This is a genomic window from Stenotrophomonas sp. GW821-FHT01H02A, from assembly GCF_059422145.1.
In genome coordinates, this window is sequence record NZ_JBWKWI010000006.1 from 1 (window position 1) to 25902 (window position 25902).

At 66.1% G+C, this 25902-nt stretch carries 23 protein-coding genes and 1 pseudogene; 12 read left to right on the top strand and 12 right to left on the bottom strand.

Annotated elements, in window-relative coordinates:
- From AC07WC_RS10480 to AC07WC_RS10490, 3 genes are all read left to right on the top strand, one after another.
- Positions 1-1323 (top strand): ABC transporter permease (locus AC07WC_RS10480; RefSeq protein ID WP_495209950.1); only part of this gene is annotated, 1323 nt, incomplete at its 5' end.
- An 11-nt stretch (positions 1324-1334) separates the two neighbouring features.
- Entirely contained in the window at positions 1335-2549 is a 1215-nt protein-coding gene (locus AC07WC_RS10485; protein WP_495209951.1) for an ABC transporter permease, read from the top strand.
- Positions 2550-2598: 49 nt separating this feature from the next.
- Complete coding sequence (locus tag AC07WC_RS10490) at positions 2599-3294, top strand: ABC transporter ATP-binding protein (protein WP_495209952.1); 696 nt, start codon at positions 2599-2601, stop codon at positions 3292-3294.
- Between the two features lie 64 nt (positions 3295-3358).
- Here AC07WC_RS10490 and AC07WC_RS10495 read toward each other — a convergent pair whose 3' ends face one another.
- Positions 3359-4861: a YifB family Mg chelatase-like AAA ATPase gene (locus tag AC07WC_RS10495; protein WP_495209953.1), complete on the bottom strand. Its 1503-nt coding sequence runs from the start codon at positions 4859-4861 to the stop codon at positions 3359-3361.
- Positions 4862-5019: 158 nt separating this feature from the next.
- Between AC07WC_RS10495 and yidA the strand changes: the two genes are divergently transcribed.
- A complete protein-coding gene (yidA, locus tag AC07WC_RS10500) occupies positions 5020-5859 on the top strand; it encodes a sugar-phosphatase (protein WP_495209954.1) in 840 nt (279 codons plus the stop codon).
- A 23-nt stretch (positions 5860-5882) separates the two neighbouring features.
- Here yidA and ubiK read toward each other — a convergent pair whose 3' ends face one another.
- Positions 5883-6146 carry a ubiquinone biosynthesis accessory factor UbiK gene (ubiK, locus tag AC07WC_RS10505; protein WP_495209955.1) on the bottom strand — a complete coding sequence of 88 codons (264 nt, stop codon included), beginning with the start codon at positions 6144-6146 and terminating at the stop codon, positions 5883-5885.
- Between the two features lie 126 nt (positions 6147-6272).
- Here ubiK and AC07WC_RS10510 point away from each other — a divergent pair, with 126 nt between their 5' ends.
- A complete protein-coding gene (locus AC07WC_RS10510; protein ID WP_019185257.1) occupies positions 6273-6611 on the top strand; it encodes a P-II family nitrogen regulator in 339 nt (112 codons plus the stop codon).
- Positions 6612-6642: 31 nt separating this feature from the next.
- Here the strand turns inward: AC07WC_RS10510 and AC07WC_RS10515 are convergent, their stop codons facing one another.
- Positions 6643-7296: an RIO1 family regulatory kinase/ATPase domain-containing protein gene (locus AC07WC_RS10515; protein ID WP_495209956.1), complete on the bottom strand. Its 654-nt coding sequence runs from the start codon at positions 7294-7296 to the stop codon at positions 6643-6645.
- Between the two features lie 554 nt (positions 7297-7850).
- Here AC07WC_RS10515 and AC07WC_RS10520 point away from each other — a divergent pair.
- Entirely contained in the window at positions 7851-8756 is a 906-nt protein-coding gene (locus AC07WC_RS10520; protein WP_495209957.1) for an aspartyl/asparaginyl beta-hydroxylase domain-containing protein, read from the top strand.
- Positions 8757-9003: 247 nt separating this feature from the next.
- Here the strand turns inward: AC07WC_RS10520 and speE are convergent, their stop codons facing one another.
- Complete coding sequence (gene speE, locus AC07WC_RS10525; protein ID WP_495209958.1) at positions 9004-9858, bottom strand: polyamine aminopropyltransferase; 855 nt, start codon at positions 9856-9858, stop codon at positions 9004-9006.
- A gap of 193 nt (positions 9859-10051) precedes the next feature.
- Here speE and speA point away from each other — a divergent pair, with 193 nt between their 5' ends.
- Positions 10052-11941, top strand: a complete 1890-nt coding sequence (gene speA / locus AC07WC_RS10530; RefSeq protein WP_495209959.1) for an arginine decarboxylase — start codon at positions 10052-10054, stop codon at positions 11939-11941.
- Between the two features lie 94 nt (positions 11942-12035).
- The gene (locus tag AC07WC_RS10535; RefSeq protein ID WP_495209960.1) at positions 12036-12353 is read left to right on the top strand and encodes a DUF6122 family protein; all 318 of its coding nucleotides are present in this window, start codon (positions 12036-12038) and stop codon (positions 12351-12353) included.
- A 160-nt stretch (positions 12354-12513) separates the two neighbouring features.
- Here the strand turns inward: AC07WC_RS10535 and AC07WC_RS10540 are convergent, their stop codons facing one another.
- Genes AC07WC_RS10540 through AC07WC_RS10550 form a run of 3 tightly spaced genes read right to left on the bottom strand, consistent with a single transcriptional unit; the run spans position 12514 to position 14797 of the window.
- Positions 12514-13839, bottom strand: coding sequence for a sensor histidine kinase (locus tag AC07WC_RS10540; RefSeq protein ID WP_495209961.1), 1326 nt, complete (start codon positions 13837-13839; stop codon positions 12514-12516).
- The gene (locus AC07WC_RS10545) at positions 13836-14498 is read right to left on the bottom strand and encodes a response regulator transcription factor (RefSeq protein WP_495209962.1); all 663 of its coding nucleotides are present in this window, start codon (positions 14496-14498) and stop codon (positions 13836-13838) included. The genes AC07WC_RS10540 and AC07WC_RS10545 overlap by 4 nt, the downstream gene beginning before the upstream one ends.
- Positions 14498-14797 carry a PepSY domain-containing protein gene (locus AC07WC_RS10550; RefSeq protein ID WP_495209963.1) on the bottom strand — a complete coding sequence of 100 codons (300 nt, stop codon included), beginning with the start codon at positions 14795-14797 and terminating at the stop codon, positions 14498-14500. The genes AC07WC_RS10545 and AC07WC_RS10550 overlap by 1 nt, the downstream gene beginning before the upstream one ends.
- Before the next feature lie 141 nt (positions 14798-14938).
- Here AC07WC_RS10550 and AC07WC_RS10555 point away from each other — a divergent pair, with 141 nt between their 5' ends.
- Positions 14939-15373 (top strand): PepSY domain-containing protein, encoded by a 435-nt coding sequence (locus AC07WC_RS10555; RefSeq protein ID WP_070426134.1) that lies wholly within the window; start codon positions 14939-14941, stop codon positions 15371-15373.
- A gap of 81 nt (positions 15374-15454) precedes the next feature.
- Here AC07WC_RS10555 and AC07WC_RS10560 read toward each other — a convergent pair whose 3' ends face one another.
- The 3 genes and pseudogenes from AC07WC_RS10560 to AC07WC_RS10570 form a co-directional block, all read right to left on the bottom strand.
- On the bottom strand, positions 15455-15961 hold the full coding sequence (locus tag AC07WC_RS10560; protein WP_088433546.1) for a hypothetical protein: 507 nt from the start codon (positions 15959-15961) through the stop codon (positions 15455-15457).
- A gap of 98 nt (positions 15962-16059) precedes the next feature.
- A pseudogene (locus tag AC07WC_RS10565) lies at positions 16060-17272 on the bottom strand (NAD(P)/FAD-dependent oxidoreductase).
- Between the two features lie 7 nt (positions 17273-17279).
- Entirely contained in the window at positions 17280-17774 is a 495-nt protein-coding gene (locus AC07WC_RS10570) for a lipocalin family protein (protein WP_293981496.1), read from the bottom strand.
- A 183-nt stretch (positions 17775-17957) separates the two neighbouring features.
- On the opposite strand from AC07WC_RS10570, the gene AC07WC_RS10575 reads away from it, so the two are divergent.
- Both AC07WC_RS10575 and AC07WC_RS10580 read left to right on the top strand, forming a co-directional pair.
- Positions 17958-18206 (top strand): hypothetical protein, encoded by a 249-nt coding sequence (locus tag AC07WC_RS10575; RefSeq protein ID WP_088433844.1) that lies wholly within the window; start codon positions 17958-17960, stop codon positions 18204-18206.
- An 82-nt stretch (positions 18207-18288) separates the two neighbouring features.
- A complete protein-coding gene (locus AC07WC_RS10580) occupies positions 18289-20739 on the top strand; it encodes a DUF3772 domain-containing protein (protein ID WP_495209964.1) in 2451 nt (816 codons plus the stop codon).
- A gap of 35 nt (positions 20740-20774) precedes the next feature.
- Here the strand turns inward: AC07WC_RS10580 and AC07WC_RS10585 are convergent, their stop codons facing one another.
- Positions 20775-22877 carry a phosphoglycerol transferase I gene (locus AC07WC_RS10585; RefSeq protein ID WP_495209965.1) on the bottom strand — a complete coding sequence of 701 codons (2103 nt, stop codon included), beginning with the start codon at positions 22875-22877 and terminating at the stop codon, positions 20775-20777.
- 284 nt (positions 22878-23161) lie between these two features.
- Positions 23162-24802 (bottom strand): ABC1 kinase family protein, encoded by a 1641-nt coding sequence (locus tag AC07WC_RS10590; protein ID WP_172407541.1) that lies wholly within the window; start codon positions 24800-24802, stop codon positions 23162-23164.
- A gap of 181 nt (positions 24803-24983) precedes the next feature.
- Here AC07WC_RS10590 and AC07WC_RS10595 point away from each other — a divergent pair, with 181 nt between their 5' ends.
- Complete coding sequence (locus tag AC07WC_RS10595) at positions 24984-25895, top strand: DUF808 domain-containing protein (protein WP_495209966.1); 912 nt, start codon at positions 24984-24986, stop codon at positions 25893-25895.
- Positions 25896-25902: the final 7 nt, after the last annotated feature.

Consider the following 25902-nt stretch of genomic DNA (forward strand, 5'->3'; position numbering starts at 1 on the left):
ATGATGCTTCTCTACTACGTCAAGGTCGCTCTGCACAATGCAGCGAGAAGCAAGGTCGTCACCGGACTGATGGTCCTGGCGATCGCCGTCGGCATTGGTGCCTGCATGGCTACGCTGACCGTCATGCACCTGCTGTCGGGCGATCCACTTCCGGGAAAGAGTGCCCGCATCTTCTACCCTCAGGTCGATGTGAACCCTGCTTCCAAAGGACGCGAGCCATATGACGTGCTGGATTACCGGACTGCCCACGATCTGTGGTCGTCCGGCCAGGCCGACAGGCAGACGATGGTCGTGTCGAGCCCGGTAAAAGTCCGATCAGACCTGGCCGGTACCGTTTCATTGATGGTGTCTTCGACTTCGACCACAGCGGACTTCTTCCCGATGTTCGAGGTCCCGATTCAGTACGGGCGAGCGTGGACGCAGGAGGATGATGGGCGGCGCAGCCGGGTAGTGGTCATATCCGATCGCCTGAATCAGCAACTGTTCGGAGGTCGTGACAGCGTCGGTCAGACCCTCAGGGTCAAAGATACAAAACTGCAGGTAATAGGTGTACTCAAGCCCTGGCGCCCTGCGCCCCTGTTCTACAAAATCCGGGGTGGTCGCTTCTCTGGTGGCGAGACCTCGGGATTCTATGGCGCGGCCGATGATGTCTTTCTCCCGATGTCAGCGAGCCTTGAGATAAACGAAGGAGACTTCCAGCCATTTACCTGCTGGGCCGCCCCAGAGCGCACTGGCGTCCTGCAGGGGTCACCGTGCGTGGCGGTCGGTGTCTGGGTGGAGCTTGGCAGTCGGGAGAAGGTCGCAAACTATCGTCGCTATCTCGCCAACTATGCCAGCGAGCAGAAGCGCCTGGGTCGTATTGCGCATGACCAGAACACTCGTATGCCCTCGCTGATGGAGTGGCTGGACTTCAATCGCGTCGTACCCAGTGATGTGAAAGTTCAGGCCGTTCTGTCATTCGCTTTTCTCATCATCTGCCTGGCGAATGTCGTCGGCCTGTTGCTGGCCAAGTTCATGAGGCATGGCGGCGAGATTGGACTGCGGCGGGCGCTGGGAGCGAGCAGGACAGCGGTGTTTACGCAGTGCCTGGTAGAGGCGGGGGTCATTGGCATCATTGGTGGCGTCGCTGGCCTGCTGTTGACTCTGTTCGCCTTATGGACGATTCGCATCCAGCCGGTGGCATACGCGGACCTGATACGCCTGGACGTCACCATGTTCATCGCTACGTTCGTCCTGTCATTGGTGAGCAGCTTGCTGGCCGGTGCCCTTCCGGCCTACCGGGCCAGCTCGATCCAGCCAGTGGCCCAATTGAAGCTGCTATAGCGGAGTCCATCATGCAAGTTGGAATCATCGTCGCCGCCCTGCGAAAGCATCGAATGGCCACGTTTCTGATAGCAGCGGAGATTGCACTGGCATGCGCAGTGCTCTGCAATGCGATCTTCATGTTCATGGAAAGACGTCGGGCGCTGAATCTGGACAGCGGGATTCAGGAGTCTGCGCTTGGTGTCGTTCAACTCTCTGGTTTCAGCTCGGACAACGCCAATGACATCAATGCCCGTGTGATGAGTGCCCTCCGGGCGATTCCCGGTGTCGAGTCGGTGGGGGTGATAAGCGCTGTGCCTTTTGGAGAGCCGGGCATCCGGGCCGGGGTGAGCACCGACGAGGCGCTGGAGCAACCTGGTGGCGTGCTGGATTTCTACCTGGGAGACTCCGCTGCGCTCCAGGCGTTGCGCTTGAGACTTGTCGCGGGCAGGATGCCGGAGCCGGCTGAGTACACGCCTGTTGTTCAGTACGTCCCTTCGAATGCGCCCGTGCTGATCACCCAACAATTGGCAGAGCGCTATTGGCCCGGCCAGAGCGCCGTGGGGCGGAGCCTGTGGGCGCTGGAGACGCGATTCACTGTCATCGGCGTCGTCGAGCATCTCATCATTTCCCAACCCGGCGGCGGTGAGGCTCTGGGAAATGATTGGTCTCTCTTCGTGCCGGCAAGTCCGGGGCCATACCTTGCAGGACGTTACGTCGTTCGAGCAATGCCCGACGATCTCCCGCGGGTGTTTGGCCAGGTGGCAAGGGTGGTGTCATCTGCCGCCCCTGATGTGGTCTTCGATCAATCCGCCAGTCGAACGTTGACTGAGCTCCGTACAGAGTTCCTCCATGGCGCCACGGTGATGATGGGACTTCTGGCGGGCGTGATCGCCGCGCTCCTCGGTGCTACTGCACTCGGCATCGGGGGATTGGCGAGCTACTGGGTGGAGCAGCGCCGCAAGCAGATCGGGATCCGCCGCGCATTGGGAGCAACACGATGGGACGTGCTTCGCTACTTCCAGATCGAAAATTTCCTGATCGTGAGCGTCGGTGTCGCCGCGGGCCTGGTGCTGGCCTACGGACTGAATCTGGGGCTGATGCGCTTCTATGAACTGCCCAGGCTGCCCGCCATCTACCTGCCACTTGGCGCCATGGCGCTATGGATACTCGGCCAGGTCGCAGTACTTGCGCCGGCGCTGAAGGCATCAATGATCACGCCTGTTCAGGCGATCCGGTCGTTCTGAATCGATCTACGGGCGCTTGCAAGGCGTCTCCCCACGCGCGAGGTGGAAGATGTTGAGAATGCAGGGATTGAGCAAGGTGTTTCAGGTCGAACAGGTGCGAACGCATGCCTTGAGGGAGCTTGACCTTCACGTAGGCGAAGGGGAGTTCCTCGCTGTCACCGGTCCCTCGGGCTCCGGCAAGTCCACATTGCTCAATATTGCCGGGCTTTTGGAAGGGGCGACGGCGGGTACGTACACGCTCGATGGCCGGGATGTGTCCAGGCTCAGTGACGGCAATCGAAGTCGGATCAGGAACGAAAAGATTGGTTTCATCTTCCAGGGCTTTAATCTGATCCCTGATCTGACACTCTACGACAATGTCGATGTGCCCTTGAGATATCGCGGACTCGGCGTGAAAGAGCGCACTGATAGGATCATCCGCGTACTGCAGCGTGTCGGCCTGGGTTCCCGAATGCATCACTTTCCAGGCGCACTGTCTGGTGGGCAGCAGCAGCGCGCAGCCATCGCGCGAGCGTTGGCTGGCCACCCGCGGCTCCTGCTGGCGGATGAGCCGACAGGCAATCTGGACGCTGAGATGGCTCGAACGGTCATGGAGCTGCTGCAGGAGATCAACGCTGGCGGCGCCACGATCATCATGGTCACCCATGATCCTGATCTCGCCCTGAAGGCGACCAGGAACGTACACATCGTGGACGGTACCCTCAGTGACAGATTCAGGCCCGGTGTGAATCTTGTGGCCGCTTAGCCGCCTGACGGCTGGGCCGGCTGCCGGCACGTTGGTGGATCGGACTCCGCCGACGTGTCCCGCATCACGTCCCACCACCCCGATCCAACTGCCGATACCCAACCGCCTCCGCCACATGCGCAGTGTTGATCTCCTCGGCATGATCCAGGTCCGCCAGCGTCCGGGCCACCCGCAGAATGCGATGCATCGAGCGCGCTGACAGCTGCAGCCGCTCCACGGCATTTTCCAACAGCTGCTGATCCTCCCGCGACAGCCGGCAATGCTCGCTCAGCTCGAATGGCAGCAGTTGGGCATTGGCCTTTCCACTGCGCTGCAGCTGCACCTCTCGTGCCGCGACTACACGGGCGCGAACACTCGCACTGTCCTCGCCCAGCGGCGCGTCATCACGCAGCTCGCGCGGGTCCAGCCGCGGCACTTCCACATGCAGGTCAATGCGGTCCATCAGCGGCCCGGAAACGCGCCCGCGGTAGCGGCGGATGACCTCCTCGGTGCAGAGGCAGCGACCGCTGCGATCGCCGGCCCAACCACACGGGCAGGGGTTCATCGCCGCAACGAGCTGGAACCGCGCGGGAAAGCGCTCGGTACGGGCCGCGCGGCTGACCACGGCCACCCCGGATTCGATCGGCTCGCGCATGACTTCCAGCGCGTGCCGACTCCATTCGGGCAGTTCGTCCAGAAACAGCACCCCGTTGTGCGCCAACGAGATTTCGCCCGGGCGCGGATGCGAGCCGCCGCCAATCAGCGCCACCGCGCTGGCGGTATGGTGTGGCGCCCTGTACGGCCGTTGTCGCCATCGCCCGGCGTCAATGCCCTGGCCGCTGCACGACGCAATGGTGGCGGCCTCCAGTGCTTCAAGCTCGCTGGCCGCCGGCAGGATGCTGGGCAGACGCGAAGCCAGCAGCGTTTTGCCGCAGCCGGGGGTGCCGAGCAGCAACAGGTGATGCCCGCCGGCTGCTGCCACTTCCAGCGCCCGGCGCGCCTGCAGTTGGCCGCGCACGTCGCGCAGGTCGGGAATGCTGACCGGAAGTGGGTCAGCGGCCACGGCGGGGGGCAGCGTTCCACTCTCAAGGGCGCTGCAGACCTCCAGCAGGGTGCGGGCGATGCGCACATCGGCATGCTGGGCCAGTGCGGCTTCTTCGCTGTTGGCGGCCGCGACGATCAGGCTCCGGCCGTCCCGGGCGGCAGCGATCGCGGCCGGCAGGACACCGTCAACACCGCGCAGTTCGCCGGTCAGGGCCAGCTCGCCCAGGAACTCATACTTGTCCAGCGACTGCGCGTCGATCTGACCACTGGCGGCGAGGATGCCAAGCGCGATGGCCAGGTCGAATCGACCCCCTTCCTTGGGTAGATCGGCGGGCGCCAGGTTGATGGTGATCCGCCGCTGTGGGAACTCGAACCGCGCGCAGATCAGCGCGGCGCGCACGCGGTCGCGCGATTCCCGCACGGCTGCGGCCGGCAGCCCGACGATCTGGGTGTGCGGCAGTCCGCCCGACAGGAACACCTCGATCCGCACGTAGGGGGCTTTGACACCGGCGCGGGCACGGCTGTGCACCAGCGCAAGGCTCATGCGGTTGTTTCCAGGGGCTGCGGCATGCCGACCACAATGGCAGCGCATGCACGGCCGCTCCATCAGCATTTCCCGCGCCGCGCGGTAGGCAAGTGCCACCCTCCTGTCAGGCACTGCCGCTAGACTGGATGCCCCCACGCACCACGCCGTCGAACACCATGGATATGCACCATCGCTCCGGCCCCATCGAACTGGTCGCCATCGACATGGACGGGACCCTGCTCGATCCCGCACACACGCTCACGCCCCGGGTCATGCAGGCCATCGCCCGCGCCCGCGCGCAGGGCGTGCAGGTGGTGCTGGCCAGCGGTCGCCCGGTGTCGGGGATGGCGCCGTTCCTGCAGCAGCTGGGTATCCAGAGCGAACAGGACTACTGCATCGCCTGCAACGGCGCGCTGGTCCAGAACATCGGCAGCGGCCAGCGCGTGGTCGAATTCCCGCTGAGCTTCGAGGACTTCGTGTTCTGTGAGCGGATCTCACGCGAGCTCGGCATCCACTTCCAGGCGCTTGATGGGCGGCGCATGTACACGCCCAACCAGGACATCAGTATCTACACGGTGGCCGATTCGCACCTGTCGAATGTGCCGTTGTCGTATCGCCGGGTGGCGGACATGGACCCGGCCATGCAGTTCATCAAGCTGATGATGATCGACGAGCCGACCGTGCTGGATGCCGCCATCCAGCGCCTGCCCTCGGAACTGACCGACCGCTTCGCGGTGCTCAAGAGCGCGCCGTTCTTCCTGGAAGTGTTCGATCACCGCGCGGGGAAGGGGTCGAGCCTGGAGAAGCTGGCCGCGCACCTGGGCGTGGACCGGGCCAACGTGATGGCGGTCGGCGATCAGGAGAACGACCTGACCATGCTGCAGTTCGCCGGGACCAGCGTCGCCATGGGCAACGCGATTCCGGCGGTCAAGCAGACCGCGCGCTTCCAGACCGCGACCAACGCCGAAGATGGCGTGGCGTTGGCGATCGAGCGGTTCGTGCTGCAGGACGCGTAAGCAACGCGCAGTCCGAGCCTGGCTCAGTCCCGGGGCGCAGCCGACCCGCCACGCGCTTCCAGCTCGGCCACCGCCTTCTCCAGCGCCTCCAGCTTCTCGCGGGTCCGCAGCAGCACCGCACGCTGCACGTCGAATTCCTCGCGGGTCACCAGGTCGAGCTTGCCCAGGCCGGCCTGCAGCGCGGTCTTGAAGGTGGCCTGCAGTTCTTCGCGCGACTGGCGCAGGCCCGGCGGGACCATGTCGCTCAGGCGGCGGGCGAGGTCATCGAGGTGGTTGAGGTCGATCATGGTGCGGCTCCGCGGGGTATGCGCCAAGGATAAGCCGCCACGTCGCCGGCGGCACTGACCGCGCGCATCGCGTTCACCGGCGGACAGGCGTTATCCTCGCAGCCTGAGAGACAGGAGTGCAGACGGATGAAGATGGTCATGGCGGTGGTCAAGCCGTTCAAGCTCGACGATGTGCGCGAAGCGCTGGCCGAGCGCGGCGTCACCGGGATCACGGTCACCGAGGTCAAGGGCTTCGGGCGGCAGAAGGGCCACACCGAGCTCTACCGCGGGGCCGAGTACGTGGTCGATTTCCTGCCCAAGGTGAAGATCGAGGTGGCGGTCACCGACAGCCAGGTCGAGGAGGTGGTGGAAGCCATCGTCAAAGCCGCCGGCACCGGCAAGATCGGCGACGGCAAGGTGTTCGTGTACGACCTGGGCAGCGTGGTGCGCATCCGCACCGGTGAATTGGACGCCGACGCGCTGTAACGCGCGCCGGCTTGCCGATGGAGGCGCGCTGTCAGGCGTGGCCCTTGAACCAGCGGTAGAAGCGCTTCCAGGCCACGCGTACGCCGGCCACCCAGCGCGGATCGGCCACCTGGGCCACCTCGGAGGCGCTGGGCCGCTCGCCGGTCAGGCGCTGGCGCATCTTCAGCAGGTTCTTCATGTCGCTGCGGCGAAGCTGGCGCGAGACCGGGTGCACCGGCAGCCAGCGCGGGCTGCGCCAGGCCGAGGTGAAATCCACCAGTACCGGCACACCACCGCTGACCATCACGTTGGTGCCGTGCAGATCGTTGTGGGTGATGCCGGCCGCGTGCAGGCGGGTCAGTGCGTACTGCAGCTGCTCGAACACCTCCACGCCGACCGACTGGGCCGCGCTCAGGGTCTGGCCGGGGATGAATTCCATGCCCAGCGCCAGCCCACCGATGGTGCCGAGCAGGGCGGGCGCATGCTTCCAGCCGCTCAGGCGCTGCAGGATGCGCGCTTCGCGGCGGACCAGCAGGCGCGCGATCGGCGACAGCGGGGTGCCGCGATAACGGGTGTAATCCTTGACCACGGCCGGCTGCCCGTTGAGGCAGGTCCGGTAGACGTCGGGTTCCAGGAGGCGTTCGCCGCGCTTGAGCAGCTCGGCGGGGGCGGTGTCATCGACACACGAGGCAACGATTGTGTTCATAGGGGTCTGTGCGACCCGGCGGTCGGCGCAATGCGTCAGGCGTACCGGTGTTGCTTGCTGTGGGAACTAAAGATTTCGTTAATTTTAGTACTCGCCAGTACACGAATCCAGAGAATGTCGGAGAAATGTCGTAGCGCGGCGTGGAACAGTTCGTCGCGCTGAAGCGGACAATCTTGTATCGTTTGCGATAATGTCGTTTTAAATCAGCAGCTTGTCGGCGAACGTCCGAGAGTGCAGCGGAGGCATGGCAGCCGTGCGTCTACCGGAACGTCTGGTCGGGCGAGCCGGGTACCGGCCGCGTGGACGCGGCCGATCCAGGCACGGGGCGATGCCAGCAGGCGACCGCCGGGACCGACCGTTCAGCCACGCCGCGCTGAATGCCGCCCAGCCCGTGCTTGACCGCGACGCGGGCGCTGCCGACCATATGCTGTTGCTTGCGACATCGGCGGCCGCCCCTCCCCGGCACGTCCCCGCCTTCTGCCGCCCTTTCGATGCCGGTCGCTGCCGTGCATCGCCCCCACCATTTCGGGTCCGGCCATGCCGGAGGAAGACTGATGATCAAGATCGTGCTGGCAGGGCTGTTCATCGCCTGCGTGCTGTACATCCATTTCCGCGGCAAGGTGCGTGCGCGCTGGTCGCGCCAGCTGCTGGACCACTCCAGCTTCATGGCCCCGATCAACGTGATCATGTACATGTTCTCGAAGGTGCCGACCACGCCCTTCCTGGACCCGGGCAAGGAGTTCCCGCAGCTCGAGCCGCTGCGCCGCAACTGGCAGATGATCCGCGACGAAGCGCTGGCCCTGCGCGATGCCGACAAGATCGCCGCCTCCAGCACCTTCAACGACGCCGGCTTCAACTCGTTCTTCCGCCGCGGCTGGAAGCGCTTCTACCTGAAGTGGTACGGCCCCTCCCACCCCTCGGCCAAGGCGCTGTGCCCGAAGACCACCGCGCTGCTGGAATCGCTGCCGGACGTGCGCGCGGCGATGTTCGCCCAGCTACCCTCGGGCAGCGAACTGCGCCCGCACCGCGATCCCTTCGCCGGCTCGCTGCGCCTGCACCTGGGCCTGGCCACGCCCAACGATGATGGCTGCTACATCGAAGTGGACGGCATCAGGAAAAGCTGGCGCGATGGCGAGTGGATGATGTTCGATGAGACCTATATCCACCACGCGCACAACGAGACGCCGGACGACCGCGTGATCCTGTTCTGCGATATCGCGCGCCCGCTGCGCTTCGGCCTGCCGGGCCTGTTCAACCGTGCGGTGGCCTCCACGCTGCTGGCCGGCGGCGCCTCGCCGAACCTGCCGGGTGACCCGACCGGTGGCGTCAACAAGGCCTTCGGCAGCGTCTACAAGGTGCGCCTGAAAGCCAAGGCGCTGCGCGAGCGCAGCGTGGTGGCCTACCAGCTGATCAAGTGGGGCCTGGTGGTGGCGGTGATCGCCGGGATCTGGGCGATCTGAGCAACAAGAAACCCGCGCTGTCGCCAGCGCGGGTTTTTGGTTTGTCCGCATGCATCGCGGTTTCAGGGCGCACCGACCAACGGTCGGTGCCTACCCCTTCATTGCCGGGGCCGGCCGATCAACGCCGGGCCCGAAGGCCAACCGGGGCCGGCCGATCAACACCCGGGCCGAAGGCGACCGGTAGAGCCGACCGTTGGTCGGCTGGCCGCGCGAAGCGCGGCAACGATCGACACCGACGCTTAACGCATCAGCCCTTCAGGGCCGCCGCCACGAAGGGCGGGGTCACCAGCACGCCGGTGTGCAGCGCGGCGGTGTAGTACAGCGTATCGAACGACTTGGCGGCCGAATCGGCCTGGCGGAAATCGAAGCTGCTCTCGCCCTTGCGGGCCAGGGTGACGCTCCACCAGCCGGTCGGGTAGCACGGCTGCGGGAACGGCAGGGTCTTGAACGAGCCGAAGCCGGCCTTGCCCATCTCGGCGCGCATTTCGTTGATCAGGTCCAGCTGCATCAGCGGCGACTCGGACTGCTGCACCAGGATGCCGTCGTCCTTCAGGGCCTTGAAGCAGCTCTCGTAGAACGCCTTGTTGAACAGGCCTTCGCCCGGGCCGACCGGGTCGGTGGAATCGACGATCACCACGTCCACGCTGCCGGCCGGGCAGTTGGCCATGTAGGCCACGCCGTCGTCGAACATCAGCTCGGCGCGCGGGTCGTCGTTGGAGTCGCACAGTTCCGGGAAGTGCTTGCGGGCCATCACGGTGACCTGCTCGTCGATGTCGCACTGGGTCACGCTCTCCACGCCCTGGTGCTTGAGCACTTCGCGCAGGGTGCCGCAGTCGCCGCCGCCGATGATCACCACGCGCTTGGGCGCGGCATGGGTGAACAGCACCGGGTGGCTGATCATCTCGTGATAGAAGAAGTTGTCCTTGCTGGTCAACATGATGGCGCCATCGATGGTCATCAGGTTGCCCCAGTCGCTGGTCGCGAAGATCTCGATCTTCTGGAACGGCGACTGCACTTCGTCCAGCTTGCCGGTCAGGCGGTAGCCGATGGCCGAGCCGGTGCGCTCGAAGTGCTCGATGTACCAGTTGTTGTTGTCAGTCATGGAATAGCAGTCCTGTTCGGAGGGGTGTTGGAGCCGGGCTGGCGGCGGTGCCGCGTGGCGCAAGCCACGTCCGGACGGGTTGGCCCGTTCAGGTTTCAAGCCTGAGCACGGGCGCGGGCGCGCATGATAACGGAGCTGTCGCCACATAGGCGTTATCATGCACCCCCTTTTTTTACCAACCAGGCCCACTGAAATGACCGATTGGTCCCTCGACCAAGCCCGCAAGACCTACTCGATTCCGCATTGGGCGGATGGTTACTTCGACGTGGATCAGGCAGGACACATGGTGGTGAGACCGACTGGCCAGGACGGCCCGGTGGTGTCCTTGCCCAAGATCGTGGACGCCGCCCGCGAGGCCGGCGCCAAGCTGCCGCTGCTGGTGCGCTTCCCGGACATCCTGGGCCAGCGCCTGGGCAAGCTGCAGGCCGCGTTCGCGCAGGCGCAGGCCGACTGGGACTATCCCGGCGGCTACACCGCGGTATACCCGATCAAGGTCAACCAGCACCGCGGCGTGGCCGGCACCCTGGCCAGCCACCACGGTGAAGGCTTCGGTCTGGAAGCGGGCAGCAAGCCCGAGCTGATGGCCGTGCTGGCGCTCTCGCGCCCGGGCGGCCTGATCGTCTGCAACGGCTACAAAGACCGCGAGTACATCCGCCTGGCCCTGATCGGCCGCAAGCTGGGCCTGCAGACCTTCATCGTGATCGAGAAGCCCTCCGAGTTGAAGCTGGTGCTGGAGGAATCCAAGGCGCTGGACGTGAAGCCGGGCCTGGGCGTGCGCATGCGCCTGGCCTCGCTGGGCGCCGGCAAGTGGCAGAACAGCGGTGGCGACAAGGCCAAGTTCGGCCTGTCCCCGCGCCAGCTGCTGGACCTGTGGAAGTCGCTGCGCGATACCGAGTACGCCGACTGCCTGAGCCTGCTGCATTTCCATATGGGGTCGCAGATCTCCAACGTGCGCGACATCGCCAACGGCATGCGCGAAGCCACCCGCTACTTCGTGGAGCTCTCGCGCCTGGGCGCCAAGATCACCCACGTGGATGTCGGCGGTGGCCTCGGCGTGGATTACGAAGGCACCCGCTCGCGCAGCTTCTGCTCGATCAACTACGGCCTGAACTCCTACGCCAGCAACATCGTGCAGCCGCTGGCCAATGCCTGCGAAGAACATGGCCTGACCCCGCCGCGGATCGTGACCGAGTGCGGCCGCGCGATGACCGCGCACCACGCGGTGCTGATCGCCAACGTCTCCGAAGTGGAAGAGGCGCAGGAAGGCCGCGTGCCGGACCAGCACGACGACGAGCCGGCGGCGATCCGCCACCTGCGCGAGATCCATGCCGAGCTGGACGAGCGCCCGGCGGTGGAGCTATTCCAGGAAGCGCAGCATTTCCACGCCGAAGGCCTCTCCAGCTATGCGCTGGGCCAGATCGACCTGCCGCAGCGCGCCCGCATCGACGACCTGTTCTACGCCATTGCCCACGCAGTGCGTGCACGCCTGAGCTATGACGAGAAGAGCCATCGCCCGGCGCTGGACGAGTTGAACGAACGCCTGGTCGACAAGTACTTCGTCAACTTCAGCGTGTTCGAATCGATTCCGGACGCCTGGGCGATCGACCAGGTGTTCCCGATCGTGCCGATCGAGCGCCTGAACGAGCAGCCCGAGCGCCGCGGCATCATCGCGGACATGACCTGCGATTCGGACGGCATGGTGAAGACCTATGTCGAAAACGAGAGCCTGGATACCTCGCTGCCGCTGCACGCGGTGAAGCCGGGTGAGAGCTACCGCATCGCCTTCTTCATGGTGGGGGCGTACCAGGAAATCCTGGGCGACATCCACAACCTGTTCGGCGATACCGATGCGGTGGAAGTGCTGGCCGATGCCGATGGCTACGCGATCACCCAGCAGCGCCGCGGTGACACCACCGATGTGATGCTGGATTACGTGGGCTACAGCTTGGCCGACCTGCGCGCGAGCTATGCCGCACGGGTGGCGGCGGCGAAACTGTCGCCGGCGCGCGCGCAGGAACTGTCCGCAGCACTGGAAGCCGGCCTGACCGGCTACACCTACCTGTCCGACGAGCCGCTGACATAAGCCAGTGGCGGCGGGTGACGGCCTTCAGGCCGCACCTGGCTGTCCGTAACGCCGGGCACTGCCCGGCGGTCACTCCAAGGTACCCGGAACCGCCATGAGCACGCGCGCGATCTTTCATCTGTTCCTGCACGCGGCCGTGCCGGCGGTGCTGGCGTGGATGTTCTGGCGCAAGCGCTTCCTGTCCGCCTGGGTGCTGATGCTGCTCGGCTGGATCATCGATCTGGATCACCTGCTGGCCGATCCGATCTACGCCCCGAACCGCTGCAGCATCGGTTTCCATCCGTTGCATACCGCACCCGCGATCGCGGTGTACGCCGGGTTGTGCGTACCGAAGAAAACACGGTTGTTCGGGATCGGGCTGATGATCCACATCGTGCTGGATGCCATCGATTGCTGGTGGATGCGCGCCTGACAGGCAGGGGGGCGCCGTGGAGAAGAACGCGTCGCCACGCGCCCGGCTCCGACCGGTGTTCGTAGCAGGTGCTCTAATGCTGGCAAGCTGGCGCGCACCTGGGTGCGTTCGGGTGTTCGCGAAAGGCAGCCGACCAACGGTCGGCTCTACCGGGGGTTGGTCAGCCTGCTGGCAACGTCACCGTCGCCCGCAGTCCCGGCGCTGCATTAGCCAGGACCAGCGTGCCACCGTAGCTTTCGGCGATGTCGGCCACGATCGACAATCCCAATCCACTGCCGGACGTGCGCTCATCCAGTCGCACGCCGCGTTCCAGCACGCGCTCCAGCTGCTCCGCGGGAAGTCCGGGACCGTCATCACTCACGGTTATCCGCAGCTGTCCATCGCGCTGCGCCACCTCCACGCGCACCACCTGCGCGGCCCATTTGCCGGCATTGTCCAGCAGGTTGCCGAGCATCTCTTCCAGATCTTCGCGTGCACCGGCAAATACGCTGGCCTCGTTGCCGTCGCAGGTGAAATGCAGCGCGCGCGCGGCATGCACACGCTGCATCAGCCCGCATAACGCGCTCACCACCAGCGCCACCGGCGTGCGCTGCTGGCTGTCCGCGCCCAGGCCTGCAGCCAGATAGCGGTCGATGCTGGCCTGCATGCGCGCGGTCTCGCTGCGCAGGGTCTGGCGCCAGTCGCTGCCGTCGCCCTCGGCTTCGGTGGTGAGCACGGTCAATGGGGTCTTCAACGCATGCGCGAGGTCTTCGGCGCTGCGCCGCGCGCGTGCCACCATGCGCTGGTGATGGTCGAGCAGGGCATTGAGCTGGCCGGCCAGGGGCGCGACCTCCTTGACCAGCCCCTGCTGCGGGAAGCGTACGTTTTCGCCGTTGCGCACCTGTCCGGCGATGCGGCCGAGGTCGGCCAGTGGCCGCAGGCCGTAATGCACCTGGGTGACCAGTACGGCAAACCACAGCGCGATCAGCACGGCCAGGGCGAGTGCGGTGCGCTGCCGGAAACTGGCGACCTGGGCATCCAGTTGGCTGCGGTCGGTGGCGACCATCACGATCACCGGCGCGGCGGCACGGGGCAGGGTGACCTGCTGGGCCAGCACGCGCAGCGGTTGCTTCAATGGTCCGATGGCGTCGAAGGCCTGCGCGGGCCCCGGGCGCAATGCGACCGGCGCGGCCAGCGTGTCGTCCCACAGCGAGCGCGACTGCCCAAGCGGACCGCCCTGTTGATCCAGGACCTGCCAGTAATCGCCGGAGAACACGCGCCGGTAGCGCTCGTCGGCCAGCGTGTCGCGCCAGTGCAGTTGGCCGTTGGCATCGCTTTCTGCCAGTGCCAGCACCGCGACCAGATCGTTGTCCAGGCGCATGTCCATCGCGGTGCGTGCCGAGCGCTCGAACATCGCGCCCAGCCACCAGGTGGCCAAGGCGGAGACCAGCACCAGACCGAGGCCTCCGGCGACCAGCAGGCGGGTTCGCAGCGAGCCGGTGGTCATGGCGTCGCCGACAGGCGGAAGCCCTGGCCGCGGTGGGTGTGGATCAACTCACGGCCGAGCTTGCGGCGGATGCGCCCGATCAGTACGTCGAGCGTGTTGGAGTCCGGATCGAAACCATCCTCGTAGACGTTTTCGCCCAGTCGCGCGCGGCTCAGCACCGTATCGGGATGGTGCATGAAGTAGCTGAGGATGCGGTGCTCCTGCGCGCTCAGCGCCAGCGGCGCGCCGTCCAGTTCGAAGCGGCCGGCATTGACGTCCAGCACCAGGGGGCCGCACTGCAGGCGCGGATGCGCGTGCCCGGCACTGCGACGGATCAGGGCACGCAGACGCAGCAGCAGTTCTTCGGGCTGGAACGGCTTGGTCAGGTAATCATCGGCACCAGCATCGAAGCCGGCCAGCTTGTCGTGCCAGCGCGCGCGGGCGGTCAGCACCAGCACCGGGAAGTCGCGCCCGGCCTGGCGCCAGCGCTCGATCACGCTCAGTCCGTCCAGGCCGGGCAGGCCGAGGTCGACCACGGCGGCGGCGATGTCCTCGATCTGGCCCTGGTACTCGGCGTCACGGCCCTCGGCGCTGTGGATGACCACGTAACCGGCTTCTTCCAGCAGCGCCTGCAGGCGGTTGGCGAGCAGGGCGTCATCTTCGGCAAGCAGCACGCGCATCAGTCTTTTTCCATTTTCAGCAGGCGGCCGGTCGCGGCATCGTAATCGAGCTCCATCACCACGCCGTCCGGGCCGAGGATCTCGACCTCGTAGGTGTCGTCATCCAGTTCCACCTCGATGAGCTTGCCGGGGTAACGCCGCAGCGCATCGGCGACCACCTGTTCCAGCGGCACGAAACGGCCCTGGCGCACCGCCTGGCGCACGCTGTCCTGCTGGCGGCTGCCACCGTCGAGCACCCGCATCGGGTCCTGCGGGGCCAGGTTCAACAGCAGGGGCAGCATCAGGGACAGGGCGGACATACGGGCACGCAGGGCAAAGGGCAGGCCACCGGTATACCGGGGATGTCTAAACAGTATCTAACAGTCGCGCTCATGGTCCGGTTAGGCGCGATGACCACACTGGCGGTGCCGGAATGGACCGGCGCCCCCTCAAGGATTCCCATGAAGACGATGATTGCCGCGACCGCCCTGGCCGCTGCGCTGTTCGCTACCCCGGCGTTCGCCGCCAACCTGTCCGCCGCCCAGGTGCAGGCCAAGCTGAGCGCGGCCGGCTACACCCAGGTGCACGAGCTGGAGCACGACGATGGCGTGTGGGAGGCGGATGTGACCCGCAAGGACGGCACCGTCGATGAAGTGATCATCGATGACACCAAGGGCGAGATCTTCGACCCGCGTGACGGCCGCGCGCTGCTGGATGCCGGGCAGATCCTGGCGCTGGCCGGCAAGGCCGGGCTGACGCAGATCGAGTCGCTCGAGCGCGATGGCGCCACCTGGACCCTGGATGCGCGCAATGCCCGCAACCAGCGCGTGGAAGTGCGCATGAGCGGCCACGATGGCCGCGTGCTGGCCAGCAAGCGCGATGGCTGGTGGGACTGATCCGGCCACGCCACCGCGCGCTGGATGCACGAACGGCCGGGTTTCCCCGGCCGTCCGCGCAAGTACCTGGGGCGGCAGCGCTTACCAGCGCGCCGGGTAATCCCAGTAGCCCGGGCCACGCCCGTAACCGCCGTAACCCCCGAAGCCGTCATAGCCATACGGACCGAAGAAGCCGGGGCCCTTGCCCTCGCTCACCCGGATGTTGACGTTGACGTTGCGGGTGTTGCCCTCATCGGTGGTGTAGTTCTTGCTCAGATTGAGCTCGGCCGCGTTGTAATGGCTGTTGCCGTAATTTTCGGAATAGCCGATGCCGGTGGTGAAGCTGCCGTTGACCCGCAGCTTGTCGTCGGTCACATGGGCAATGCCATTGGCGGCCCGGTCGGTGGAGCGCCGGCCGGTGCGGTCGCCGTAGAAGGTGCCGGGCGGATCGCCGCGCAGGGACTGATCGCTCAGGTACTGCAGCGGCGCGTCCGGGATGCTCAGGTCCAGTCCGGTGGCGGACTGCGGGCCGGTGGCGCCTGCAGCAGACTGGGCCAGCGCCACACCGGGCAGGGACAGGCACAGCAGCAGGGGAAGCAGGCGGATCATGAGAGGCTCCGGAGCGGACAGGCGGGACGGCCGACAGCGCTGACGCTAGCAGCCGTAGTTTGAATGATGCCTGTCATGGCGTGCGTTGCAAGGGGAACTCAGCCCAACCGGTCAAATCCGAACAGCTCGGCCAGCGGATGCCGGCGGCGTTCGATCTGCGCCCGCAGCAGCCCGGCGCCGATCATGGAGTAGGTGATTCCGTTGCCGCCGTAGGCCATCGCGAACAGCACCCGCGGCCCCCTCTGTGGGTGCGGACCGAAGAAGGGCAGGCCATCGTGGGTCTCGGCGAAGGTGCCCCCCCCAGGAGAACGCCGGCTGCAGTGGCAGGTGCGGGAACAGCTTGGCGGTCTTCTTGAGCAGCTTGCCGGTCTTGCTCTCCACACGCCGGTCGCGCCGCGCCGGGAGATCGATGGCGTCGTCTTCGCCGCCGATCAGCAGCCGGTTGTCGCCGGTACTGCGCAGATAGAGATAGGGCCGCGCCGATTCCCAGGCCATCGTCTCGCGCAGCGGGCCGAGCAGATCCGGGTGGATCGGGTCGGTGATGAACGCGTAGCTGCTGCGGTTGCGCGCCACCGAGGGTTTCAGCCAGCGCTGTCCGGCGTAGCCGGTGGCCAGCACCACGTGGCGGGCGCGGATGCGTGCGCCGCCCAGGGTGGTGGCGGTGACGCCGCGCGGCGTGGGCGTGAGGGCATCGAGCACGGTGCGGTCGTAGACCCCGCAGCCGCGCGTGTGCAGCCGCATCAGCAGGCGATAGGTCAGCCGGTACGGATCGATGCGTGCCGCCAGCGCGCTGAGGATCGCCCCGGGCGCTCGGATGCCGTACTCGTCCCCGACCGCCTCGCTGTCCAGCCAGCGCACCTCGAAGCCGTGCCTGGCACGCAGCGCGCACTCTTCGGCCAGCACCGCCTGATGCCCGCGCTTGCTCGCGTAGTACAGGCTGGCCATGCGGTGGCAGTCCACATCGCGGAACGGCGCGGCCACCGTACAGATGGCCGGAATCGCCTCGGCACAGGCCTGGTAGGCCTGCACGGCGGCGTCCTCGCCGTAGCGTTGGGCGAGGTCGATCAGGTGGGTGTCGATCTCATACTGCAGCAGCGCGGTGCTGGCCGCCGTGCTGCCCCAGCCGATGTCGCGCTGTTCGATCAGCGCCACATCATGGCCGTGCGCACACAGCTCATCGGCGATCAGCGCACCGCTGATGCCGCCACCGACCACCAGCACCTCGCAGTTCAGATCGTTTTCCAGCGGTGGAAACGCATGCATCAGGCCGTTGCGCACGGCCCAGAACGGGTAACCGCTCTTCAGATCCATTGCAGCCTCAAGCGGTGGGGTGGCCGGTATGCGGGGTCTGGATCAGCTCGGTCAGGTCGAAGCCCTGCAGGCGCGCCTGCGCCAGGTAGTGTTCCTGGGTGGTGCGGTCGAGCGTGGGGGTACGCGAGAGCAGCCAGAGGAACTTGCGGTCCGGGCTGCCGACCAGCGAAACGCTGTAATCCGGCGCGATCTGGATCACCCAGTAGTCGCCCTTGGTGAAGGGCAGCCAGCGCAGGCCTTTGGGCAGGAAGCTGACCTCCAGCCGCGCGGTGTCGTTGTCGACCGGGCAGGCTTCACCCTCGGCTTCCTCGATCTCGTTGCCCATGCGGCAGCGGTTGACCACGGCGACATGGCCGTTGTCTTTCAGGCTGTAATGCGCGGACACATCGGTGCAGCCTTCCGGCTCGTGCTTCATCGGCAGGCGGGCGATCTCGTACCAGGTGCCCAGGTAACGCGGCAGCTTGAGGTCGGGAACGGTTTTCAGGTCGGGATGTGTGGTCATGGGCAACGGCTGGTGGGAATGCGACCCCACGATGCCGGGCCTGCTGCCACGGCCGGGTGAAGCCGGGGCGAGTACGGGGTCGAGAACGCTGCGTTGTCGATGCGTCATGCTGCGGCCGGGTGGGCGGCGCTATGCTGGGGCGGAGCGCCATGAGCGCTTCTTTCAACAGCGATGGAGATGCGGATGTACCAGGTGATCCTGCTCAAGAGCGAAACCGGCTTTGCCCGCCAACAACGTGAGACGGCCGATGATGTGGTCGACCATGACGGGGTGACCTACACCCTGCGCGCCGGGCCGCGGCAGCCGCTGCCGACCGATCACGCCTGGGACGAGATCGCGGTCTACGCGCCCGAAGAGATCACCGAAGAAGAGTTCCAGGACTGGTACGCCCGCCTGCAGCCGCAGGTCGAAGAGCTCCGCCTGAAGTACTGAGCGGCCGCATACCTGTTCTGAACGGGGCCCGGTTTATAGTCGCGGGCAGGCGCGGTGGTCCGCGCGAACCGTTGGTGCTGGCGTGTCGCTTCGTCATTCTTCGTGTGTGGTGCGGTCGTTGTCGTGGCTGCTGTTGTTGGCCTGGCTGGGGGCCGCGCCGATCGCGCTGGCCCAGGCCGGCGATCCGGATCCGGACCCTGCCAAGCAGCTGGTCCAAGCCGAAAAGACCTTCCGGTCCATCAGTGACGACCTGGAGGATGCGGCCACCACCGAGACCCTCAAGACGCTGTCCGACCGCGCCCTGGCCGTCCAGCGTGATGCGGACGGCCTGCAGAGTGCGCTGGACCCGCTGCTCAAGCAGGTGGACGCGCGCCTGTCCCAGCTCGGCGAGGTGGCCGAAGGCACCGTCGAGCCGCCGGAAGTCAGCCGGCAGCGCAAGGCGCTTAACCAGCAGAAGGCCGACATCAACGCGCAGATCGCCCGCGCCAAACTGCTTTCGGTGGATGCCAAGCAGCTCGGCGAGCGCATTGAGAAGATGCGGGTCACCCAGTTCAGCGAGCAGCTGACGCGCAAAGTCGCCTCGCCGTTGTCGCCCGCGTTGTGGCGCAGCTTCGCCAAGGATGTGCCGGGGGATGTGGATCGCCTGGCCATCCTGTACCACATGGGCGTGGACACCGCGCGCAAGGCGATCGCCAGGCACGGCTGGACCGCGCCGCTCATCGGTCTGGGCGTGGCCCTGGTGATGTTCTTTCCGCTGCGGCTGTGGCTGCGCGCGCTGGGCCGGCGCTTCGCCGCCTCCGAGCGGGCACCGGATGGACGGCTGCGCCGCTCCGGGCTGGCGGTCTGGCTGCTGCTGGTCGGCACGCTGCTGCCCGGCCTGGCCGCAGTTGCGTTGATCGAATCACTGGATGCGATTGGGGCGATCCCGGCGCGTCTGCAGTCGGTGGCCGAGACCTTCGAGGTGGCCACCTTCGTGGCGGCCTTCATCGCTGCGCTCAGTGCCTGCCTGCTGGTGCCCAAGCGGCCGTCGTGGCGGCTGCTGTCGCTGGATGACAGCGCGGCCTGGCGCCTGCGCAAGTACGCCTGGGGTGCGGCCGGCCTGACCTGGCTGAGCATCATGCTGGTTGCCCTGGACCGTGCGGCACGCACCAGCGAGGTGACCACGGTCGCCGTGGACGGGCTGATCGCGCTGACCTACATGGGGCTGATCATCGCGATCCTGGTTTCGCTGGCGCGCATGCACAACCGCCAGGCGGCCGAAGCTGCCGAAGCCCAAGCGCGTGCCGATCCCCGCGCCGGTGGCGATGGCAAGGTACGCGGCGCACCCCGTCGCAGCGGCTGGATCTTGCTCGCGCGCCTGGCCGGCCACATCGCCGTGGCAGCGGCGGTGATCGCCACCCTGCTGGGCTATCTCAACTTCGCGCTGTTCGTCGCCCAGCAACTGGTCTGGGGCGCAGTGGTGCTGATGGCCGTCTCGCTGCTGCTCAAGTTCGCCGATGACCTGGCCACCTGGGCCCTGGCGCCCAGCAGCCGTGCCGGGCAGACCATCGTGTTGACCACCGGGCTCAGCGAGGCACGGGTGGAGCAGGCCGGCGTGCTGCTGTCGGCGGTGCTGCGTGTCGGTGTGATCCTGCTCGGCCTGTTGGCGCTGGCGGCACCGTTCGGCAACCTCAACGCCTTCCTCGGTGGGCTGGATTCGCTGTCCGGTGGCCTGAAGATCGGTGAGACCACGCTCAGGCCGAGCACCGTGATGTATGCGGTGCTGGTGTTCCTGGTGGTATGGGCGGTCATGCAGGCGTTCCAGCGCTGGCTGAGCGACACCTACCTGCCCAAGACCGAACTGGACGCCGGTGCGCGCAACTCGATCAGCACCGTCACCCGCTACCTCGGCATCATCGCCGCGGTGCTGTGGGGCCTGACCGCGCTGGGGATCGGCTTCGAGAAACTGGCGCTGGTGGTCAGCGCACTGTCGGTGGGTATCGGTTTCGGCCTGCAGGCGATCACCCAGAACTTCGTCTCCGGCCTGATCCTGCTGGCCGAGCGGCCGGTGAAGATCGGCGATTGGGTCAAGCTGGGCGACCAGGAAGGCGACATCAAGCGGATCAGCGTGCGCTCGACCGAGATCCAGGTGGGCGACAAGTCGACCCTGATCGTGCCGAACTCCGAGCTGATCACCAAGACCATCCGCAACATGACGATGGGCAACGCGCAGGGCCGGATCCAGATCCAGTTCTCGGTGCCGTTGAACACCGATGTGGCCGCATTGCGGCAGATCCTGCTGGATGCGTACACCGATCACCCGGGCGTGCTGAGCGATCCGGCGCCGTCGGTGTTCATCGATTCGATCGCCAATGGGCAGATCGCGATCAACAGCTTCGCCTACGTGTCGGGCCCGCGTGCGGTATACGGCGCACGCAGCGAACTGTACTTCACGATGCTGCAGAGGTTTGCCGCCGCCGGGATCGCGCTGTCGGCGCCGACGGATATCCATCTGGTGCGCGATCCGGCCGCCCAGCCGGACCCGGACGCGTAAAGAAACCGGTGCCGGCCCATGGCCGGCACCGGCCGTCAGCCGCGGTTCCCGCGGCGCGAGGGCACCAGCGCGAAGGTATCCACGGCCAGCTTCTCGGCGTGGTTCAACCAGGCGCGCACTTCCAGGTCATCGACCTCATGGTCCAGGCCGAAGCTCAGGTTGATGCGGCCCTCGGCATCGGGCTGCACCCACTGCTGGGCCACCACCACCTTGCGCTGCGAGGAGACCGCTTCGATCCAGAAGCCACGGTCCGGCGACTGCTTGGTCACCAGCTGCACCATGTACTGGCCGGCGCGGGTGCGGCGGCCCTTCTGCGTGATCATGTGCGCCTGGCGGATGCTCGGGCGCGGGCCGTTGAACGGATCCAGCGGGCCATCCACGGCCACGCCACCGCGCAGCTGGTCATCGCGGAACAGCTTGATGCCCTTGTCCTGGTTGACCAGCATCGCGCACCAGTCGCCATCGGCCGAGCCGTCTTCGAACGCAGTGCAGCGGTCCACGTAGGCCAGCGTACTGGACGGGTCGGCCAGATCGAACTGCTTGGAGGTGTTCTCCAGGTAGACCGACTTCAGATCCCAGTGCTTGTCGTACTCCAGCAGCACCGGCGGCTGCACATGCTGCAGGCCGATCACCACCTGGTTGTCGTCATCGATGCGCAGCTGGCGGGTCTTGTCGCCCAGCCACAGCGAGCGCGAGAACGCGAGGTAACGCGGATAGTCCGTGCCGTTGTCGCGGAACACCGCGGCGCTGGCGCTGTCCGAACGCTCCGGGTGCAGCAGCGAGCGGCCGAAGCCGATCGAATCGATGGCCGGGTCGATCAGGCTCAGCAGGGTGGCGCCCGAGTCCAGCGTCGAGCCGGCCGGCGCGGTCAACTGACGCGGGGCGATGTCCTTGCCCAGGAACAGCAGCAGATTCTCGCGGTCCTGCTTGGCCAGGATATGGCTCAGATCGTTGGGCATGGCGAGGTGATCGGAGGCGATCACGATCAGGGTGTCCTCGCCGTACGGACTGGCCTGGATGCGGTCGACCAGCTTGGCGATCAGCCCATCGGTGCACTTGAGTGCGTTGAGCATGCCGATGTTGCCGTGCTGGCTCTGGTAACGGGTGCCTTTGCAGGCCACGGGCAGGTGACCGGCCGGGTGATGGGTGTCCATGGTCAGCGTGGTCAGCATGAACGGCTCGCCTTTGCGCGAGAGCTGCACGAAGCGGTCGTACGCCTTGTCCAGCAGCACATCGTCATGCACGCCCCACGGCGAGAAATGCGCGCGGGTGATCTTCTGCTGCTTGAACCAGGCCAGGTCGTCCACGGTATCGAAGCCATGCGTGGCCAGGAACTGGCCCTTGCCGGCGAACTGGCCGTTGGCGCCGCCCAGGTAGTGATTGGTATAGCCCTGCTGCTTGAGATAATCGCCCAGGCAGACCGCCTCAGGCAGGAAGCTCCCCATGCGGCCCATGCTGTTCTCATCTTCCTTGGCGGTGGTCAGCGGCACGCCGCACATCGAGGAGACCAGCCCGGCGATGGTCCAGCCACCGCCCTCGGCCGAGACCAGCCCGCGTACGTCCAGCGACTGCGCGGCCAGCCGGTTGATGTTGGGCATCAGGTCCGGGAAGGTGGTTTCATTGAGATACGTGCGCTCCAGGCTTTCACCGTAGATCCACACGATGTTGCGCGGCTTGGTCAGTGGCTGCTGCGGCACGCGGTACTCGGCCTTGACCATGCTGTAGTCGACCGGGCGCATCTGCTGGTACAGGCGCTGGCCATCGCTGTAGAGCGGGCTCACCACGATCGCGACGAACCACATCGCCATGAACCCGGCGAACACCGCCTTGCCATGTGCCCGGCGATCCCGACGACGGAAGCGGGCCAGCAGCAGCGGGGACAACGAGAGCAGGGCCAGTGCGATGAAGCCGGCGATGTAGTGCTTGAAATCGGCGATGCCGGCGCCTTCCATGTCCGCACCGAGGTGGTACAGGGTGGCGGCATTGAGACCATCACCGGACAGCTTGTTGATCAACCACCACGCACTGAGGGTCAGCAGCAGCAATGACATCAGGCTTGCCTTCCACCACACCCATGTGTCAGATGCGAGGAACAGCCAGGCGAGCAGCAACAGAGACAGCAGCAGGATCCAGAGCATAAGCACTTTTGGCAGTGGAGACAGGTGGTGATGGACGTCATGACGACGTATGTCCCATCCGACCGGCTGTCCCAACCACACATGCATGACAAGCCGATGACTCGATCATGCCTGCACGAACCTGACTGAAATGTTTGTTGAAAACGACATTCGTACAGACGCATCGCACTGCGATATGCGACGTAAAACACGCGTGAAGAAGGGCGCACGATGCTGCAGTGCATCGTGCGTTATCCGTGGTGTTTTTCGTTGTGTCTGAATGCGTGGTACGCGCGGCAGGTGCGTCAGCGGTGCCCGCGCTCTTCCTTCGAGCGCGCACGACGATCGAAGATCAGCGCACTGAGGATGATGCCCAATCCGAGGAACACGCCGATCAACATCAAGGTGAACGCGATGGCGGGATAACCGAACAGATGCCAGCCGGTATCGACCTTCATCATCATCGCCGCGGCAAGAATCAGGGCGGCGGTGACGATGCCGGCAGAGACGCGGTTGGCGATCTTCTGCAGGTTTTCCATCAGGCGTGATTCTTCCAGCCCGGTGACCTTCATCTGCAGGCGGTTCTCGGCGAGCAGCGCGAGGATGTCGGTCATCTTGCGCGGCCCATCGCGCAGCAGTTGCTGCATCTCCATCGCCTCGCTGGCGAGGTTGGCGGCCGACAGCGATTTCTTCAGGCGCGCACGCATCACATGCTGCAGCTGTTTCTCCACGATGCGCCGGGTATCCAGGTCCGGCGACAGCAGCCGGCACACGGTTTCCAGATTCAACAGCGCTTTGCCCAGCAGGCTCAGCTCCGGCGGGGTGCGCAGGCCGCTGGCGGTGGCGATGCGGACCAGGTCCAGTACCACCCGGCCCTCGGAGAAGCTGCTGTTGGCGGCATACCGCGCGATGATCTGCCCGGTCTCGCGCAGATAGCGCTCCTCATCGAAGAACTCCAGCCGCGTGCTGATGCCGATGATTTCATCGGCGACTTCTTCACCGCGCCCGTCCACTGCGGCGAACAGCAGTTTCAACAGGCGCTCGCGCAGGCGCGGCGGCATGTGCGCGACCATGCCCAGGTCGAAGATCGCCAGGCGCCCGGCCGGGGTGACGCGCAGGTTGCCCGGATGCGGATCGGCATGGATCTCCCCATGCACGAAGATCTGGTCGACATAGCCGCGGATCAACGCGGCGGCCAGCGGTGCCATCGGCTGCTCGGTGCGGCGCACATCGGGGATCATGTCCACGCGCACGCCCTGCGCCAGCTCCATGGTCAGCACGCGGTGGCTGCAGTAATCCCAGATCGGCTGCGGCACCCACAGCGGCTTGAACGGCTTGAGGTGCTGGCCGAAGCGCTGCAGGTTCTCGGCCTCGGCCTGGTAGTCCAGCTCCTGCATCAGGGTTTTGGCGAACTCATTGAGCCAGTCGCGCAGGCGCACGCGACGGCCGACCTGGGTGAGATGATCGGCGGCCAGCGCGAAGCTGCGCAGCACCTCCAGATCCGAGCGCAGCTGCGCGGCGACCTCCGGCTTCTGCACCTTGACCGCGACCTGGCGGCCATCGTGAAGCTCGGCGCGGTGCACCTGGGCGATCGAGGCGCAGCCCAGTGGCACCGGGTCGAAGCTGGCGAACAGCTTGGATACCGACGCGCCCAGTTCCTTTTCGATGATCGCCGCGACGCGCTCGACCGGGATCGGCGCGACGTTCTCCTGCATGCGCTCCAGGGCCGTGGCGAACTCCACCGGCACCATGTCCGGGCGGGTGGAGAGCATCTGGCCCAGCTTGACGAAGGTCGGCCCCAGCGACTCCAGGTCGGTGACGAACTGCTCCGGGTTGCCCTCCGGTGGCACATCGTGGACCGCGCCTGCGTCCAGGTTCATGCCGGAAAACACGCCGGAATTACGGTAGCGCAACAGCAGGCGCAGAATCTGGCTGCGGCGGTTCATGCCCTTGACCAGCGACGGCGAACCGGGGACGACGGGCGTGGTATTCAAGCAGGACTCCGGGGCGACGATCACCGGCAGTGTGGCCGGGTGGCAGTGGTGGACTGGTGAATCCGCACCCGCTACCGCGACAGGGCTCGGATCGGTCAGAATCGGCGCTCCCGCTTCCTCCTTTGGATCCACCATGGCCGGTGCCAGTCTGTTCGCGTTGCTCGATGACATTGCGTCCCTGCTGGACGATGTGTCGGTGCTGACCAAGGTGGCGGCCAAGAAAACCGCCGGCGTGCTCGGCGACGACCTCGCGCTGAACGCGCAGCAGGTGACCGGGGTCAGTGCCAACCGCGAGCTGCCGGTGGTCTGGGCAGTGGCCAAGGGCTCGCTGGTCAACAAGGCGATCCTGGTACCGGCCGCGCTGGCGATCAGCGCCTGGCTGCCGTGGGCGATCACCCCGCTGATGATGATCGGCGGCGCGTTCCTCTGCTACGAGGGCGTGGAGAAACTGGCGCACCGCTTCCTGCATTCGCGCGACGAGGATGCGCAGCGCAAGGCTGAGCGGGCCAAGGCCCTGGCCGACGAGAAGGTGGACATGGTCGCGTGGGAGAAGGACAAGGTGAAGGGCGCGATCCGCACCGACTTCATTCTGTCGGCGGAGATCATCGTGCTGTCGCTGGGCGTGGTTTCCAGCGCACCGTTCCTCAACCAGGTCAGCGCGCTGGTGGTGATCGCGCTGGCGATGACGGTGTTCGTCTACGGTCTGGTCGCCGGCATCGTCAAGCTGGACGATCTGGGCCTGTACCTGTCGCGCAAGGGCGCGGCGCTGGCCGCGGTCGGCCGTGGGCTGCTGGTCGCTGCACCGTGGCTGATGAAGTTCCTCTCGGTGGCCGGCACCGCGGCCATGTTCCTGGTCGGCGGCGGCATCCTGGTGCACAGCATCGCGCCGCTGCACCACGCCATCCTGGAGATGGGCGGTGACGGCCGCTGGGGCTGGTTGATCAACGCCTTGGGCAACGTGATCGTCGGGGTGGTGATCGGCGCGGTGGTCCTGGCGGCGGTGACCGGGTTCCAGAAGCTGCGCGGGGCCAAGCCCGCGCACTGAGGGGCAC